A 15883-nucleotide genomic window follows, 5' to 3' on the forward strand; every position below is an offset into this window, starting at 1 on the left:
TCAATCCCTGGAAGGGATTTGGGGGTTTTGCGACCTCGAATCGATACTGGTCGGTGTCTCTACTTTAGGTGTAGAATTTCAATCCCTGGAAGGGATTTGGGGGTTTTGCGACGGCAGGACTCCGTAGTCCTTAGTATATTCGATTTTCGAGGTTCAAATGCGCGAATCGATCGCGGATTTGCATATTTAGCCGATGGGATATGCTAGGTCATGTCAGATAGTCACCGCGATCGCACGTCTATCCAGCATTTGGGGGCTTGCGCGAACTGTTCTTGCAAGAGCGATCGCCCAACCAACGATAGACTGGGCGTTTGCGCCATTTCAGAAGAGGTTGTCGCAAAATACAGCCATCCACTCGCGCAGCTTTCACTCAATTTTAAGCAAAAAAGATGGTGTCGTCACGCACCGCCTCTCCGCCTATGCGCTCGACTTTGCCATAGCAACAGGCACAGAGCGTATAGAACCGAATGCTATCTTGCTCCGGCTTAATCAGCTTGCTCAAGCGCAATCGCAGCTTGGCGTACTGCGTTTCTGTAATGGTGCATTCAAACACGCTGAACTGCATCCACTGGCCGTAGGACTTCAAAACCTTGTGAATTTTAGTCCGGCGCTTGTCATCCGAGATGTCGTAGGAAATCACCAGATACATGGCTTTGCTATTTGATAATCAGCGGTGGATATTTGTCTGTTTGTTGCATCAAGAACTTTGCCAAAAGCCGCGCCTGGATCTCAAAACTCTCCTGATACGTGCATTTCTTATTCAAAACCGGGTGCGAAAAGGAGGATTGCTTCTTTTGTTCATAGAGTCGCAAAAACGTCCGCCGCCCCTCGTCCGACAGCGCCACTGCATGGCTAATCGGCTCCGTCGTAAAGTCTTCCGGAGTCAGCGATTTACGATTCACTGCCGACAGCACCACCGCATCCACCACCAGCGGGCGAAACTCCTCCATCAGATCCAGCGCCAGCGACGGTCTGCCATAGCGCTGCACATGCAGGTATCCCAGGTAGGGGTCAAACCCAACAATGTTAATTGCGCTTTGCACATCGTGCCGCAACAGCGCATAGCCAAAGCTGAGCAGCGCGTTTACTGGGTCTGTCGGCGGGCGGCGATTGCGGGTGCAAAAGGTAAATCCTTCCTGACGAATTAACTGCCCAAAGTTGGCAAAATACGCTGCGCTGCCGGCCCCTTCTAGCCCGCGCAAAGAATCAATCGCATCGGTTGTGTCAATTGGGGCGATCGCCTGCTCCAGTCGCGTAATTCCCTCCTTCAGGTCAAGATTCGGATAATCTCGCTGGGCCCGCATCAGCGTATTGCGATAGTTCTTCAACTTGCCCCGAATCACGCTCCGAGCAATCTGAACGGCCGCTTCGGTGTCTCCGGCTGCGCTCCATTGAGCAGATCGCAGCAGCACGTTCTTCGTCAGCGGTGGCTCCAAACGCCCCAAATATCGGCCCGTCGCCGTCAAAAACGTCAGGGGAATCTGGCGTTCTAGCAGTTCGATCATTGCCGCCGGAGAGACCGTCGCCTGCCCGAGCACCACAATTCCGTCCACCTTGATCAGCGGCACATCCAGCAGCGTTTTCTGATTGGCCCGCACCTTTAGCCGCTCATCGGTTTTCCCAATAAAGGCATCTTCTTGAGTAATATAAACCGTTCCCATTTAGCTTATCTCCTAATTCTTCTCCTAGCTTTTCTCTTAACCCTTCTCCTGATATTGGTTGACCTGGGCCGCTGCCCGTGGCAGGCATTGAGCATAGAGACTGCAACCCTTGCAGCGTGGCGTGTATACCGCAGGCGGCATGGCTCCGGTTTCTAGCAGCGTTTTGACCTGTTCAATGGTGGCGATCGCCCGCTGTCGTAGCTCTGGCGTGAGGGCGATCGCCTGCCGCTGATGCGACTGGGCATAGTAGACATAGCCCATCGTCACAGGCCGCCCCGTCATCTCCTCCAGGCACAGCGCTTGAGCGCACACTTGCAAGGCATCATTCTCAAACTCGCCCGTGGCACTGCGCTTATACTCCACTGGATAATATTCACCCTTTTCCGCCTCGATCAAATCTGCCTTACCCACCAGCCCATAGCGCTCCGACCGCAGCCAAATCGCCCGCACTTGCCACGTCTCTTCGCGATGCCCCGCCCCCAGGGAATGGACGCGATCGTGCAGCCCCGTCCCCTCCAGCGTGTAGTGATTGTCCACAAATTCTCCCGCGCAAAACATCCGCCAGCAGCGGTGCGGGCAATAGGCATACTGATTGAGCGCCGCAATCGGCACGTCTTCAAGATTCATGACTTTTTCTTTTGAGCATTAAAGTTGACATTGATCGTCACACCCTTTTCCAGGTATTTGCCCAGCGCTTCCCCAAGCTGCTGCTCCGTAGACTTGGGCGGTGGCGGAGATTCCTTCAGGCAAGCCAGCACAAAGCCAGCGATCATCACAGAAAGGGTGATCACGTCCATATCGGTTTTAGGTAGATGGATAAATTAACGAGATAAGAAAATTTTGGTGGCTAGGCAAGTCGCCGGGTCATGCCCATTCCCATGGGTGTCTTGCGCCCCACTCCGGCATACAGCGCAAAGTCTGCCAGCGTGTTGAGTTGTCGAATTGTTTCTGCGTTTGCCGCTCCCATAATGCGAAACGACAGGTCGCCCACACAGCCGATGAATTTGCTCCGCGCATCTTTCACCAACTCCGTGCGAATGTCAAAATAACTGGGAAATAAATGCTCGACGATTGACTCTGGAAACGGAATGTTGCTGTATTCATTCCATCGCCTCAGCAAACTGCCAAAGACATTTTCTCGGCTGGGCAGGGCAGAATCAAACGTCCCTTGGCGAAACGCAGTCGGTGTGAAAAAGCGGAGGTGAATCTGCGGCTCCTCTGGCGATGCTGTCTCGTAGAGCTGTTGATAGGGCGCAAAGCCTGCCCAAGGCTGGGTCGATTGCGGTGTTCCCAGGATGCTGGTGATATATAAATCAGCCGCCCCCAGATGCCAGGAATGCTGCGGGTTGAGGTTCAGCCACAGCCGAGACAGGTTGCCAAAGAGCTGATCATCCAGCAGCGAAATGCGCCACCAGCAGGGCATCCCCGCCGAAATGGGGTAAGAATGCTGCCACTGGAGAAGATGTTCTGTGCGGGGGCGTTGGCGTTGCCGCTCCGAAGGAGAATCGCCCCGTTGCAGCGGGCTGAGCGCAAAGGCTTTGTTGGTGGTCTGGCTATGGAGGCGATCGCCCAACTCGCGATCCACAGAACTCACCAGCGTCAGAAATAGCGCATGGAGATGCTTCCCGGTTAGGTAGCCCGGTTGAATGGGCGATCGGGGTTGGAGGTTGAGGATGAGACTGTGCGGCATGGCTTAAGCAACCCAGAATTCTTCGTTGTCAGGACTTTGCAAGTTAACTCCAGCAGTGGCGATCGCGAGAATGCCAGAAAGACTAGGGAAAAATAGATATTCCTTGGGAGTTGGGCTATCGCAGCCAGAAACATGAATGGGGTAGCACTCTAGTCCTTGCTTTCGCAATTTGACAATTGCCCATCGATTTTTATTATGTTCTTTGACAACAACACCTGGAATTAGCTGTTTCTCGATTTCTTTAATTAAGGCTGTAGGACGAGTTGAGTCGCCAATCATGCGCTTGATGGAGCAGTTTTCAAAGGCAAATAATCTGCAAAGACAGTTATTTTCAAACTCTTCTAGGCTATCGACGTATAGGGAGAATGCAAGGGAATAAGGTTGCTCCGCTCTACTTAAAGCAATAATTTTTTCTTCATCTGATTCAAATTCATAAAATCTGAGAAGATGTATAGGATCAATGATGGCTTCCCCAGCTTCATCCAGTAGAAGCTTGTGGGGGTCTTGAATCTTCAGGCTTTCAAAAAAGCTATCCCTGAATCGAAATAATGGACTATAGCTAACGTGGAGAATCTTAGCGTAATTACGAAGGTCTTCCGCTAGATCAAGGTTTTCTTTTAGGAGGGATTCTACTGAAGCAATGGAAGCACGACCTGTCAGAATATCTTCATAGTCTTCTGGGCAGCAGGTTCTAAGGAAGCTCATTAAACAACTTTGGCCACCTTTAATATATTTCCAGTCTTTTTGAATTTTTTCGGGCGGCACTTTTGCAAGATTTTCTGCCCCCTGTAACAGTCGCATTCGTTTTTTGTAGAAATCCCAGTCTCGCTTGCCTTGAAGAACGGTTTGCAGAACTCTGTACAAGTCAGTAACTAGACTTGCCTGAGGCAGTCCCTCTAGCTGTGTCTCTAGTTCAAGGAGCGGTCTGGCTATTTCTAAGAAAGCTTCTGAACGCCAGTAAATGTCCAGAAATGGTCGCTTCAGACAATCCAAAGCCTCAAGCTTTTGTTGTAAACCAGTGCGGCCAGCATCAACAGGTAGATCTGCAATACCCTGTTCCCAAGCTTTTTCTGGCAAATAGGCGATCGCCTCTGAAGGAATATGAGTAACAGGCTTACCCAAGACTCGCCCAACACGACCAATCCGCTGCCAAAAAGAGAAGCGATCGCGCGATGAAAAAATAAGCCAGTCTAAGTTTTGACGATCTGGTTCAATCTCTCGCTCAAAGTTAAAGCCAACATCGACAGTGCTAGTTGCCAAAATGACTTGTTTTTGGGCTGCTGAGTGCCGCTGTTCTTTCGGAGTATTTCCAATGATTCGCCCAAAATGATGTTCTCCAATTTTCTGTCTTAGTCGATCCGCAATACGATTAAGCGTATCTTTCGAGTCTAATATGATAGCTCCGTGTTGATCGGGCTGTTTCTGAAGTCGATTTACAACTTCATCGGTTATCTCGACAATTAAGCTTTCCTTGTCTATCTGTTGTCGAATTTCCAGATTGACTGAAGTTTGCGAGGGTATCTGATGACTCTTGCTACTTTGCCCGTCAACTTTTTGAATTTTGACTCCTTCTTTTTGCAGGAGATCTAAAGCTGCTTCACAGGCAGGTTCGGGAGTTGCTGTTAAAAGAACTATTTTGCGTCCATGCTCAAAATAGCTAAATACCTGAGACAAGACCAGGTAGAACAGCAAGCTAACAAGCTGCTTTGCATCGTAGAGATGAAACTCGTCAAAAATAATCGTTGAGAAACTGCTGTAAAACTCACTCGCGATATTACTTCTATCTTTAGAACCGTATTGAAAAAAGGCTGCGTAGTAGAAGATATCTGGATTTGTGACTAGGAGCAGAGGCCGGCCGCCATACTCAGGAAAAATTGTGGCAGGCTCCCTTAGCAGGTTATAGATCTTCTCTCCTGGACGCGGCCCAACCCTGTCATCCGGCCATTCCCTCACTTGTTTAGCAGAGGCAGCAACGACGACGTGAGGGAGTCCAGTGACATCAACAAACGTTTGAGCAGCCTCGGTCTGCTGTTCGATGAGGGCATTGGTAGGGGCGATATAAATCGCATTGCGATTGCGATTATGGTGAATAACGCTCAGTCCTGCCTTTGTTTTGCCGGTTCCAGTTGGTGCCAAATCAAGAATAATATCGTGGGTCTTGGCTGCTTCGTAGACTTCAGTCTGGTGTTGGAGAATACCGTGACCAAAGGCTTTTAGCAGTTCAGTCGGAAGACTTGGATTAGGACAAGTAGCGATGCTGCGGGGTTCGAGTTGAATTCTAAGGCTATCCATGATTTCGACCTCCACAAAATTCTAGGTTGGCAGGGAGAGTGTAATCGCCCACTTGCCACGCTGCTCCGCTAAATTGCAGGTTTTTGAGCAACGAAGCTGGGGGAATTGAAATCAAGTCAAAACTCAATAAGCTTAAACCAGTAGGGAGATCGGCTGAGTTGAGATAAGCTTGGCAGTTGTATTCCCCTGGAGGCAGGGCGGTCACACTAACTGTTTTCACAATCTCAACTCTGACTTTACTCATAAACTTGCCGACTCGGATGTATTCGGGCAGTTCTCCGTCGCCAAAATGAATAGTTTGAAATCGGTTGCCTCGCTCGATAACTCGCAATCGCCCCGTTTGTGGAAAGTTGCTGGGACGAAAGGTGTTGGGCTTAGTGCCCGTACGCTTTAGGGGCAAGTCTTCTCTAGCAGTAGCCACCCGGTTGTTGGTCATGGCATACCAGTAGGAGTCCGATAGCGCGTTGAATCGTTCAAAGCGAAAGGAGGCTGAGTTTTCTATAGGCCAGGCTGGGAGAATATAGTGCTGACCTAACAAGGAGGTGAGATCTTCGAGATAGGTGGGTCGTCCGGTGGCTTCTCCGAGCAACCGATAGGGCGATCGCACCCAGCCCAAGGCATAGGCTAGGGCATAGTTCCCGATAGTGCCTTCGGTGTAGTAGGTATCTGATAGCTCTCTGGAGGCAAAGAAGACAGGCTCAGCGCACCATAGCTCGATCAGTTGAGCCGTTTTGTAGGGAGGTGGGGTGGTTTGAGGCTCTAGCGCGACTTGCGTCATGGATTACGCCTCCTGCTCTTTGCCTTTGCCTTTTTTCTTTGAGGCAGCCTGGATCTTACGCATGGGTTCGTAAGCTTCATTAAGCCGCTTAAGGAAATTGGCTTGGTCGTCGGGCGAAAGATGGCGGTCTACATCAGCAATCAACTCGTTTAACTCGGTTACGGAGAGTTGCACTGAAATACCTCGCTTATTCGTCCAGGTTGATATAACTTCTTGTGCAGCGGTGACTAGAGCATTGGTGTTGAGGGGATGCTCTCGCTGGTTGGCCGGTAGCTTGTCATAAGTAGCCTGCACCAGTTCCAGAGAACTCGGAAGTTCGGCAATGCCGCCAAAGATACCCAGAATTTGGTTCTCCATGCGGCCAACCCGACTGGAAACAGCGCCATAGCGAGAGGTTAGCAAAATATTGCCAAGGGCGTAGCGTAGCTCGTCAGCGGTCACGTCTTTGAAAGTGACGATATCGAGAAAATGAACCCCTGGTTTGATGTATTCGCTGGTGTTAAGGGCAGTGGAGGCTTTACCTTCTTCGTCGCGCATGGTGCCCGTTTCAAAGATGGCATTGATCGTGCGATCGCCAATCAGTTCGGTAGAGGGCAGCACGCTAAAGGCATCTTCAGTCCACACCCGGCTTTTTTGTGCTCCTTCACCGCCAGCGGCAAAGCCATAGAGAAAGCAGTCAATACACATTTCGCATGGGGCGTTGGTGTTGAGAGAGCAGATGGAGTTGCCCTTGGGGTCTAGATACAGAAGTTCGTGCATCCGCAAAAACTCGCGCCCTTTGCGCCGCTCTGGGGCAATCTGTTTGCGTTTGGTCATCACCAGGCGGGGGATAGTAGCGGTGTCTGCTATGCCCGCCTGTACATATTCGCTGCACATGGGTTCTCCAGTGCCTTCGGTGCGAAAGATGGTTTCCGACTGGGTGGTTCGCAGCACCACCGCGCCAATGGTGCGACTTTTGGGAAAGTTTTCGTAGCTAGTGGCGAGAAAAGGTTGCAGTTTTTCAATAGACATGGTGATTACTCCTAAGCTTGTGTAGATTGTTGTTCAGTCTGAGCCTTCAGTTCTTTGCGGGCTTCCTGAAGGAAAAAGAGATAGGCAGCTTCTAGGGTTTTGCTGTCGCTTAAGAGTCGGTCGGGGCGAGAGTTATAGACCTCGACAAACAGATCTTTAAGCACGTCGTAGTATTGCGAGATTTGCTCGTACTTGGTGGCTCCAACCCCATGCTCTCGAATGCGATCCAGGCGGTTGTGGTATTGCTGCACCAAGGCCGCAAAAACCGTATCCCAATCCATATGAGCTTTTCGGGCGCGGATAGCCTTGATGAACTCTGAAAAAGGTTCGGCTTGGGCCGTGCGACGGAAGGAGCTACCGCGCAGTTTGCCAACCTCTGCAATGTGAGCCGCCTGCTTGAGGTAGCGCGAGACACAATCATGTTCTTCTGACATCAGACTCTCCAAAAGGGTGGTCAAAGGTTCTTTAATTCGGGTCCAGGTTGCCTCCAAGTTGGGATCATCCTGCTCTCGCAACAGCCAGCGCAAGAGGACGTGATATAGATCTAAAGGACGAGCCGTTGAGCGTGCCAAGTCATATAAACAGTCATCTTTTTTTTGCAGACTGGCTACGGCTATGGATAGCTGACCTAAACATTGCAAGCGCTCTGATACTGCTTCAGCGGTAACCTGCTGGCGACGTTCTTGTGTAGAGAGATTTCCCTCGCGGAGGTATTGCCCTGAGCCTAAAAGAGGTTGAAGAGCGGACGGAATGCCCTCTACCCGCCCAAACATATCCCAACTCGGCTCAATTTCCAGGTTGGCGCTGAGTACAAAGGGAAAGCCAATATCCAGAGCTAAGGCCATCTCAAGGGCCAGTCGCAGAGACTTGAGTAATGCCAGCGAGTTGTTCACTTCACCCCAGAGTACGGGGATGGTGACGGTGGAATGCATGAACTCTGGCCGTTTGGGTAGGGCCATCCCCACGACTTTGTTGGCTTTGAAGACGAGTTGGTTGTCTCGGTAGAGTTGTAGCTCATCAATAGTGACAGTGCCGTCTTCGTTAGTTGCGGCGGTGCGCTGGAGAAACTGCTTCCAGATGCGTTGAAGCTCAACGCTAGAGCCTTTGGGTAAAGCAAAATGCAGGTACAATGGAGCCTGCTTGCTAGCCTTCGGGAAATTCGCGCCAACAGTGAGCAGTTGATAGCCCAGGGCTGACAGGGTATCGCCTCGGCGTTTGGGATCTGCACTCATGCCGCCTGGTAGCCGGTTGGAGAACGACTGCACCTTCGTTTCTGGGGGCATTTTGGCGGAAATCAACTCCTCTACTGGAGCCGTCGAGGTTGGCCCCAGAGAGCAGCGCAGTCGAGGATTGGCCTCGATATAGCTGGTGAGTTCGGCAAAGCCTTGCCAGGTTGAAGGATGAGCAAAATTGAGCAACTGAGCAGCCGCCGCCACCAACTCCTGGGGCACTGAGGTATCTTCGGTTTGGCGCAGTTGAAAGGAATCTCGGAGTAAAGGTGCGATCGCCGCTTGACCTTGAGGCACAGCTTTGGCAGCAAATAAACATCGTCCATACTGAGCATTGAACGGCTCTAAAGCGACCCGTTGGTCAGATGTCAACTCAACTTGTTCAGCAATTCGATCCCAAGCATCCTTGGGGCTAAGGGCAGCCTCGCGGTAGCTAAGATAGGCAGCTTTTAACCCTTCTGAAATCGCAAAATCTTCAGCGCTAGCAATGGGTAGCAAGCCCAGGTCTGCCGCAGCGGCCACGGCTGCTGCCCCAGCTTCGCCGCCGTACTTTTGAACGTCCTGAGCAATTTTTTCAGGTCTGTAGCTACTAAATTTTTTGACTAGCAGAGCATCGACCTGTTCAATGGCCGCATCAGGGTTCTGCTGCACAGCCTGCGGGTCAACCTTGATGCCGTCTTTGGTGGCTTTGACCAGTTGCTCGACGTTGCCACTGAAAACTTGGTTGATTTTGCGGTGCCATTTTTGGGCGATCGCCACGGTCAAATCTTTTTCAGGAAAACGTTCACCAATAAAAAGCTGTCCATCTGGATCAATAGATAAGGTCGCTAAACCCCGCTCATAGAAAACCTCTTCGCAGGCTGCTAGGAGTAAAGCAGTTAAGTAACCTCGGTCTTCTGCCAAGCCCACTTTGAACAAGTGGGTATCCTTTTGTAGAGCCACCGTCAGTTCAGTTTCAACCTTACGAATGCGCTCTTCTTCAGGAATGCCCAGGTCGTAAAGGTCTCCGCCAATGAGCATTGCCGCCCAGCGCTTAATATTGGGGTCTTCGGGTAGAAACCGCATACCATCGCTGGCACTGTGCCCGGAATGTCGTTCAATTAAGCGGCGCACCAGTTCTAGATCTTCATCGGTTTTTACCCAGTCAGCTACGCCAGCTTGTTCGAGTTGTTCTTTGAGAAAAGTGCGATCGCGAGCTAATGTTTTCACGTTTCTCTCTCTTGGATCTAGCTTATTGAGGTCGTGAACTGCTGTTGCAGCAAGGATGAGCGATCGCTTATCGTCAGGCACTTGAGCGATTTTGCTTACAGTAAGAACAAACTGACAGGCAGAGTCGAGGTGTTCAGCTAAACTTCGTCCTTGGCGACTACCGTATTGGGCGCGATCGCCATGTAGTTCATATAATTTGGGTCGGATGACATTGAAATATAGTTCGTCTAAATTCTGTGAGTCTTGTTTGAATAGACGGCGTTTTCTGTACATAGATCTTGCTCTTCAAAAGTTGGCGCTACCTAATACCTGATTGTTTTCCAACCAGCCGATACTCAAACGTTCTGAAATCCGATCGCCGTTTTTCCACCTGCCATTCATGCTCCTTGACTGCGCGATGCAGCGCAGCAGAAAACCGATGCCCCACTCGCTCCACCAGTTCTGAAGTCGAGTGCCACTGGCCGTCACTCAGCATATGCCTCAGCTTTTCCATCATGGTCATGCGAGTTCCCCTTGTATTACTCCCAAATTTGCTGTGTGAATCCCAATTCAGACAGTAAATGTTGAAAAATCAAAACTTGTGCCAATGAGGCTTGCATTGCGCGAAAGGGCATCGATTGACCGGATAAAGTGTACGTGCTTTGTGGAATGAGCCTATCTTTACAGAGATAATGAGGGAGAGTCAACATTTGAACGGACAAAGTGTACGTACATTTTTTGGAAATCGCCTATGCCTCAGAAACGATCTTCTATTACGCTCTCGATCGAGGAGCATGAAAAAGCTCAGCTAGAGCAGCTTGCGCTGGAGTTTGACCAGACTTGGGGAGATAAACCCAATGTTTCGAAGCTGCTGAAGGCGATCGCCCGTGGAAAGCTGCGGCTAGCGGTAAACCACGACTGGAGCCGCGATCGCATCGATACCTGTAACAAAGCGCTGAATTTGCTCAAAGACGCGGGTCAGATCAACGAAGCCCTAGAGCTAGCCCAGTTGCTCCTAGAACGAAGCGAACTGAGCCACCCGCTGCGTCAAGAAATTGAGCGCTGGGTCAACCAGCCCACCGCCCCCTGGCGCACTGACCTCGATCGCTGCATTCAGCTACACCGACCCTTTAAGCTGATCTATCAAGATGCTGCCGATCGCCTGTGGAACTTTACTGTACGCCACGCCAAGATCGAGCGTCACGAAGATCGCCAATATCTCGACTGCTGGTGCGATGAGACGGAGGGGAACCAGGATATTGAACTACTGCGGCACAATCGGTCATTGCGGCTGGATCGAATCCCGGATGAAGCCGTCATTGCTCCTGCCGACGGTCAATGGCAACCCGAGTTAAGCCACATCGAGATTGAGCTTCATCTGAAGCGGGGGCTGGCTCTTGGCTATCGCACAAAAACAGGGGCGGATCTGACCAACGAGTGGCTGCCTGAGCGGCAAATTCGACGAGTTGTTCGCCGCATTCACAACACGTTCTGGTTCTTTCGCGAGGTGCGACGCTATGGCTCTGAGTGTGTGATTGTGTCGCCAGAGGCAGTGCGCGATCGCTTTAAGCAAGAACTCCTGGCCATGATTGAGCAATATAATGCCGACTAACCCAGCCATGTTAAGTGGCGATCGCCCCGACGAGCAATCGTTGCCCCGGAGGGAACCCTGCTGGACAAAGGCAGCCAGTCTACTCTTCCAGAATTTCTACCCGATCTTCGATTTCGATAGGGAGATCAAAGGCGCGAGCAATTTTATAAACGGCGGTACAGGAAATGCGGTGCTGCGATTGCCCGACGCATAAGAAATCTCGTTAAAATAACCCCAACGATCCTGTGCAAGCGGAGCGCTGTATCCATGAGCCAAGCCACCTCCACCGAATCCCAATGCCTGACTTTTGAGGACTATTTGCGCCACGACGACGGTACAGATACTCGTTATGAATTGGTGAATGGAGCGCTGGTCGAAATGCCCCCCGAATCTGAAGCAAACAACGATATTGCCCGCAAGCTGTTGTTTGCATTTGCAAAACACCTACCTATCGCTCTTTTAGCCTATAAAGATACAGAAATTGAAGTGACCGGGCGACGGGCCACAGCGCGGATTCCCGATCTGCTGGTGCATACCGAAGCCTCAAAGGCGGCTGTGGCGGGTGCTTCCCGCGCCACAATCACTCGCGACATGCCGCCCCCGGCGCTGGTGGTGGAAGTGGTTAGCCCCGGTCAGGTCAATCGTGACCGCGACTATCGCCACAAACGCACCGAGTACGCGGCTCGCGGCATCGCAGAATATTGGATTGTCGATCCCGAAACCCGACAGGTGACGCTGTGCCTCTGGGTGAATGGGCAGTACGAAGACCAGGTTTACAGCGAGGCAGAAGCCATTCAATCGACGGTTGTGCCTGCCTTTGCGCTCACACCTGCCGAGATCTTTAGCTGAGCGCGGGATGGCTCAGACCGACATTTGCTGGCGCTGATAGAGGGAATAATATAGCCCTTTTTCCTGCAACAGTGAGTCATGGGTGCCCCGCTCCACAATCACGCCTTTTTCCATCGTCAAGATCAGGTCGGCGCGTTTCAAGGGGGCAAAGCGGTGAGCAATCAGAAACAGCGTCCGTCCCTTCGACACCTGCTTCAAATTTTCGAGGACTTGCTGCTCGGTTTCCGCATCCAGGTGGCTGGTGGCCTCGTCCAAAATCAGCACGGGCGCATCCGAAAGGAACATTCGCGCCAGGGTAATGCGCTGCCGCTGTCCACCAGAGAGGGCTGTGCCGCGTTCGCCGACGCTGGTTTCATAGCCGTGGGGCAAGTCGCAGATAAAGTCGTGGGCCACTGCCATCCGTGCAGCTTCGATTACCTGCTCTGCCGTCACATTGGGATTACCCAGGGTAATATTTTCCAGCACAGAGCCGTTGAATAGGAAATCCTCTTGTAGCACCACGGCGATTTGCGGACGCAACGAAGACAGGTCAGCGCTCTTGATATCGAAGCCGTCTACCAGAATCCGTCCCGCCTCCGCTGGATAGAGCCGCTGAATCAGCTTAGATAAGGTACTCTTGCCGGAGCCGCTGCGTCCCACGATGCCCACAAACTGCCCCGGCTCAGCCCGAAACGAAATGCCCTTGAGAATCGCCTCCTGGTCGGGCTGATAGCGGAAAAAGACGTTTTCAAACACGACTTCGCCGCGCAGGTTGGGCAGGGTCAACCCCGTGCCGGGTTCTGCTTCGGGCGCAACGTTGAGGATGTCGCCGATGCGATCGACCGCCAGCAGCACTTCCTGCAAGTTTTGCCAAAGCTGGATCAGTCGCAGCAGTGGCCCCGTGACGCGCCCCGACAGCATTTGAAATGCCACCAATTGACCAATGGTGAGATCCTGGTTAATCACCAGTCGCGCACCAAACCAGAGGATGAGCAGGGCCGACAGGCTGGTGAGAAAATCGCCCAGGTGGTTGCTGATGTTTGCCGTGGTGGTGGCGCGAAAGCCCGTGCGGACAAATCGGGCATACAAACCTTCCCAGCGATCGCGCGTCGTTTGTTCTGCCGCATGGGCCTTGACGGAATGAATCCCCGTCATCGTTTCCACTAGGTAAGACTGGCTATCGGCGCTGCGGTTGAAGGTTTCGTTCAGCCAGTTGCGGAGGATTGGCGTGCTGATCAGCGTCAGGATGGCGAACAGGGGAATCACCGCCAGGGCGATGCCCGTCAGCGTAATGCTGTAATAGGCCATCATGCCCAGATAAACCACGGAGAAGATACTGTCCAGAATCACTGTCAGCGCGGTGCTGGTGAGGAACTGGCGGATTTCTTCTAGTTCCTGAACGCGGGCCACCGTATCGCCCACGCGCCGCGCCTCAAAATAAGATAACGGCAGCCGCAGCAAGTGCCGGAAAAGCTGCGCCGACAGCGCCATATCGAGCCGATTGGTCGTGTGGGTAAAGATAAACATCCGCAAAATGCCCAGCACCGCCTCGAATACTGCGATGATCAGCAGCGCAATGCCCATCACGTCTAGCGTGGGGATGCTTTCCTGCACCATCACCTTGTCGATGATTACTTGCGTAATCACGGGTGTCCCTAGACCTAGCAGTTGCAACGTTAGCGAGGCAAACAGCACCTCCCCCAACAGCACGCGATATTTCCAGACCGCAGGCAAAAACCACTTGAGGCTAAATTTGTCCTGCTTTTGAACGGGTTCTACCGTCCACAGTTGCCCGTCCCAGGCCGATTGGACGACGGGCTTGGGGACGCTTTTGCAGGTGCGATCGCCATCGAGCGGGTCGGCAATCAGCAGGCGATCGCCCTTCACGCCGTAGGCCACCACCCAATGCTCCCGATGCCACAGCATCAGCGCCGGATAGCTGACGGTTTGCAGGTCGCGCCAGTCGGTCAGCAGCAGGCGCTTCATTTGCAGCCCCAGCTTTTCGGCTGCGTTAATCAAGTCTTTGGGCAACTGGCCGCGCAACTGCCGCTGCACCCAGTCGATCTGCGTCGGCGCATTTAGCACCTGAGCCACCATCGTCAAGCAGGCCGCTGCCGAATTCACGCCGCCCACAAAGGGAAACCCTGCCACGGGTTTGGGCGCGTCGGAATAGTCGGGCTGATAGCGCGATCGCCCCTCCAGCCAAAACTGGCGCACTTCGGGAACCCGCGCCGACACCTCATCCCACAGGTCGCTGTTCCACGCCAGCACCTGCACCTCTTTGCCCGCCGCCCGCGCCTTCCAGGGGCCCGTCAGGCTGGGAAAATCACCAAACCAGTCCCCCGGCTTTAGCAGCGTCGGCTTGCCCTCCTCCGGCACCAGCCGCACGTTGCCCGTCAGCAGCAGATATTGCTCCCCTGGCGCATCGGCCGACCAGATCACCTCGCCCAGCTTATAGGAGCGAACAACGGCCTGATTTTTGACCGAAATTTGCTGATCTGCGTTGAGCCAGCAGAGGGGAGGGGCATCCCAGGGAATGCTGGCAAGGGGGTCTTGGGGCATTATTCTCCAATATTGATTTTAATCGGCAAGGTTTGAATTTTTTCGGCAAGCCACTGGTCAAATAGCTCATTTTGCAGGGTTTGACGCACCTGGGGGTTTTCCAGCACGGCGGGCAGCAGTTCTTCGACGCGAAACAGGGCCCAGCGCCCTTCTAGCTCGATGGGGCCGACGATCTGCCCCGGTTTTGCCAGATCGATCGCCGCCCGCAGGATATCGGGCATACTGCCGCGACTGACGGGGCCCATCATGCCGTTCATCACGCGGTCTTCTAGCAGCGAATGCTCCCGCGCCAGTTGCTCGAAGCTGGCTCCCTCAGAGAGTTGCAGGCGCAGTTCCTCTGCCAAATCTTTGCTGTCTACAATAATGCGCGACAGCACCACTCGATCCAGGAACATCTTGCGCTCGATGAAATATTCCTGGAGCTTCGGCTCCGTCACGTTTTGCCGCAGCTTGTCCATGCGGAAGCCAATGGCAATGCGCTCATGAAAGGCTTCGTAGGTCAGCCCGTTGGTGCTAAGCCACTGCTGGAAGACTTGGGCATCCGTCAGTTTGTTGCTGAGCCGAAAATCGACGACGGCTTGTTCCAGCACCGCCGGACTAGGCTGGAGGTCGGGTTCCTCAGTGAGCGATCGCTCGATGACGTATTGCCGGACGATTTCGCCGATGAATCCGTCGAGCTTGCCCCCTGCCTGCAAGTAGCGAAAGACCTGGGATACGGTAATTGGCTGGTCGTCGATGGTCAAAAACGGCTCTGAAGTCATGCCATAGCTCTCTGCATCAGCACCCTCCATTATGCCCAAGGTTGGGGGTTAGGTTTCAGGGGGTGGGAGGTTGGGGTTGGGCGCGGGCCGGAACAGTGGAACTGAATGGTTCGATTGAACGTTATAAATGGATGGGCCAGCGCTTGGTTTGGAGTTGAGTTTGACGGTGATGGAACGATTGATAGTAGAAAGGCAGTGGGGCGATCGCCCCCGATTTTGCAGAACCCTAATTGCGGGGGGAGCGCTGACGCTGGGCCTGTGGCTGGGTGGCGGGCTGGCAGCGGCGCAGACC

Annotated in this window: 14 protein-coding genes; 2 read left to right on the top strand and 12 right to left on the bottom strand. The window is 52.8% G+C overall.

The annotated features are described in order from the left end of the window. Positions 1 to 376: 376 nt before the first annotated feature. Genes cas2 through IGS51_RS03335 form a run of 10 tightly spaced genes read right to left on the bottom strand, consistent with a single transcriptional unit; the run spans position 377 to position 10372 of the window. A complete protein-coding gene (gene cas2, locus IGS51_RS03290) occupies positions 377 to 649 on the bottom strand; it encodes a CRISPR-associated endonuclease Cas2 (RefSeq protein WP_297075860.1) in 273 nt (90 codons plus the stop codon). Positions 650 to 656: 7 nt separating this feature from the next. Beyond that, a complete protein-coding gene (cas1d, locus tag IGS51_RS03295) occupies positions 657 to 1661 on the bottom strand; it encodes a type I-D CRISPR-associated endonuclease Cas1d (RefSeq protein WP_297075862.1) in 1005 nt (334 codons plus the stop codon). A 36-nt stretch (positions 1662 to 1697) separates the two neighbouring features. Next, positions 1698 to 2288, bottom strand: a complete 591-nt coding sequence (cas4, locus tag IGS51_RS03300; RefSeq protein WP_297075864.1) for a CRISPR-associated protein Cas4 — start codon at positions 2286 to 2288, stop codon at positions 1698 to 1700. Continuing rightward, positions 2285 to 2458, bottom strand: coding sequence for a hypothetical protein (locus tag IGS51_RS03305; RefSeq protein WP_297075866.1), 174 nt, complete (start codon positions 2456 to 2458; stop codon positions 2285 to 2287). Before IGS51_RS03305 ends, cas4 begins: the two co-directional genes overlap by 4 nt. A 50-nt stretch (positions 2459 to 2508) precedes the next feature. Beyond that, positions 2509 to 3351, bottom strand: a complete 843-nt coding sequence (cas6, locus tag IGS51_RS03310; RefSeq protein ID WP_297075868.1) for a CRISPR-associated endoribonuclease Cas6 — start codon at positions 3349 to 3351, stop codon at positions 2509 to 2511. A 3-nt stretch (positions 3352 to 3354) separates the two neighbouring features. Beyond that, positions 3355 to 5643 carry a type I-D CRISPR-associated helicase Cas3' gene (gene cas3 / locus IGS51_RS03315; protein ID WP_297075870.1) on the bottom strand — a complete coding sequence of 763 codons (2289 nt, stop codon included), beginning with the start codon at positions 5641 to 5643 and terminating at the stop codon, positions 3355 to 3357. Continuing rightward, complete coding sequence (gene cas5d / locus IGS51_RS03320) at positions 5636 to 6421, bottom strand: type I-D CRISPR-associated protein Cas5/Csc1 (RefSeq protein WP_297075873.1); 786 nt, start codon at positions 6419 to 6421, stop codon at positions 5636 to 5638. Before cas5d ends, cas3 begins: the two co-directional genes overlap by 8 nt. A 3-nt stretch (positions 6422 to 6424) precedes the next feature. After that, a complete protein-coding gene (cas7d, locus tag IGS51_RS03325; RefSeq protein ID WP_297075876.1) occupies positions 6425 to 7432 on the bottom strand; it encodes a type I-D CRISPR-associated protein Cas7/Csc2 in 1008 nt (335 codons plus the stop codon). A gap of 11 nt (positions 7433 to 7443) precedes the next feature. Then, positions 7444 to 10143: a CRISPR-associated protein Csc3 gene (locus tag IGS51_RS03330; RefSeq protein ID WP_297075878.1), complete on the bottom strand. Its 2700-nt coding sequence runs from the start codon at positions 10141 to 10143 to the stop codon at positions 7444 to 7446. Between the two features lie 25 nt (positions 10144 to 10168). Next, a complete protein-coding gene (locus tag IGS51_RS03335) occupies positions 10169 to 10372 on the bottom strand; it encodes a hypothetical protein (RefSeq protein WP_297075880.1) in 204 nt (67 codons plus the stop codon). Between the two features lie 228 nt (positions 10373 to 10600). On the opposite strand from IGS51_RS03335, the gene IGS51_RS03340 reads away from it, so the two are divergent. Together IGS51_RS03340 and IGS51_RS03345 are read left to right on the top strand one after the other, a co-directional pair. Continuing rightward, positions 10601 to 11461 (top strand): WYL domain-containing protein, encoded by an 861-nt coding sequence (locus IGS51_RS03340; RefSeq protein ID WP_297075883.1) that lies wholly within the window; start codon positions 10601 to 10603, stop codon positions 11459 to 11461. 246 nt (positions 11462 to 11707) lie between these two features. Continuing rightward, complete coding sequence (locus IGS51_RS03345) at positions 11708 to 12289, top strand: Uma2 family endonuclease (protein ID WP_297075886.1); 582 nt, start codon at positions 11708 to 11710, stop codon at positions 12287 to 12289. Positions 12290 to 12301: 12 nt separating this feature from the next. Here IGS51_RS03345 and IGS51_RS03350 read toward each other — a convergent pair whose 3' ends face one another. Next, a complete protein-coding gene (locus tag IGS51_RS03350) occupies positions 12302 to 14830 on the bottom strand; it encodes a peptidase domain-containing ABC transporter (protein WP_297075889.1) in 2529 nt (842 codons plus the stop codon). After that, on the bottom strand, positions 14830 to 15591 hold the full coding sequence (locus tag IGS51_RS03355) for a peptidyl-prolyl cis-trans isomerase (RefSeq protein WP_367279244.1): 762 nt from the start codon (positions 15589 to 15591) through the stop codon (positions 14830 to 14832). The genes IGS51_RS03350 and IGS51_RS03355 overlap by 1 nt, the downstream gene beginning before the upstream one ends. Between the last annotated feature and the right edge of the window lie 292 nt (positions 15592 to 15883).

Source organism: Thermoleptolyngbya sp. M55_K2018_002, assembly GCF_015295965.1.
Lineage (GTDB): Bacteria > Cyanobacteriota > Cyanobacteriia > Elainellales > Elainellaceae > Thermoleptolyngbya > Thermoleptolyngbya sichuanensis.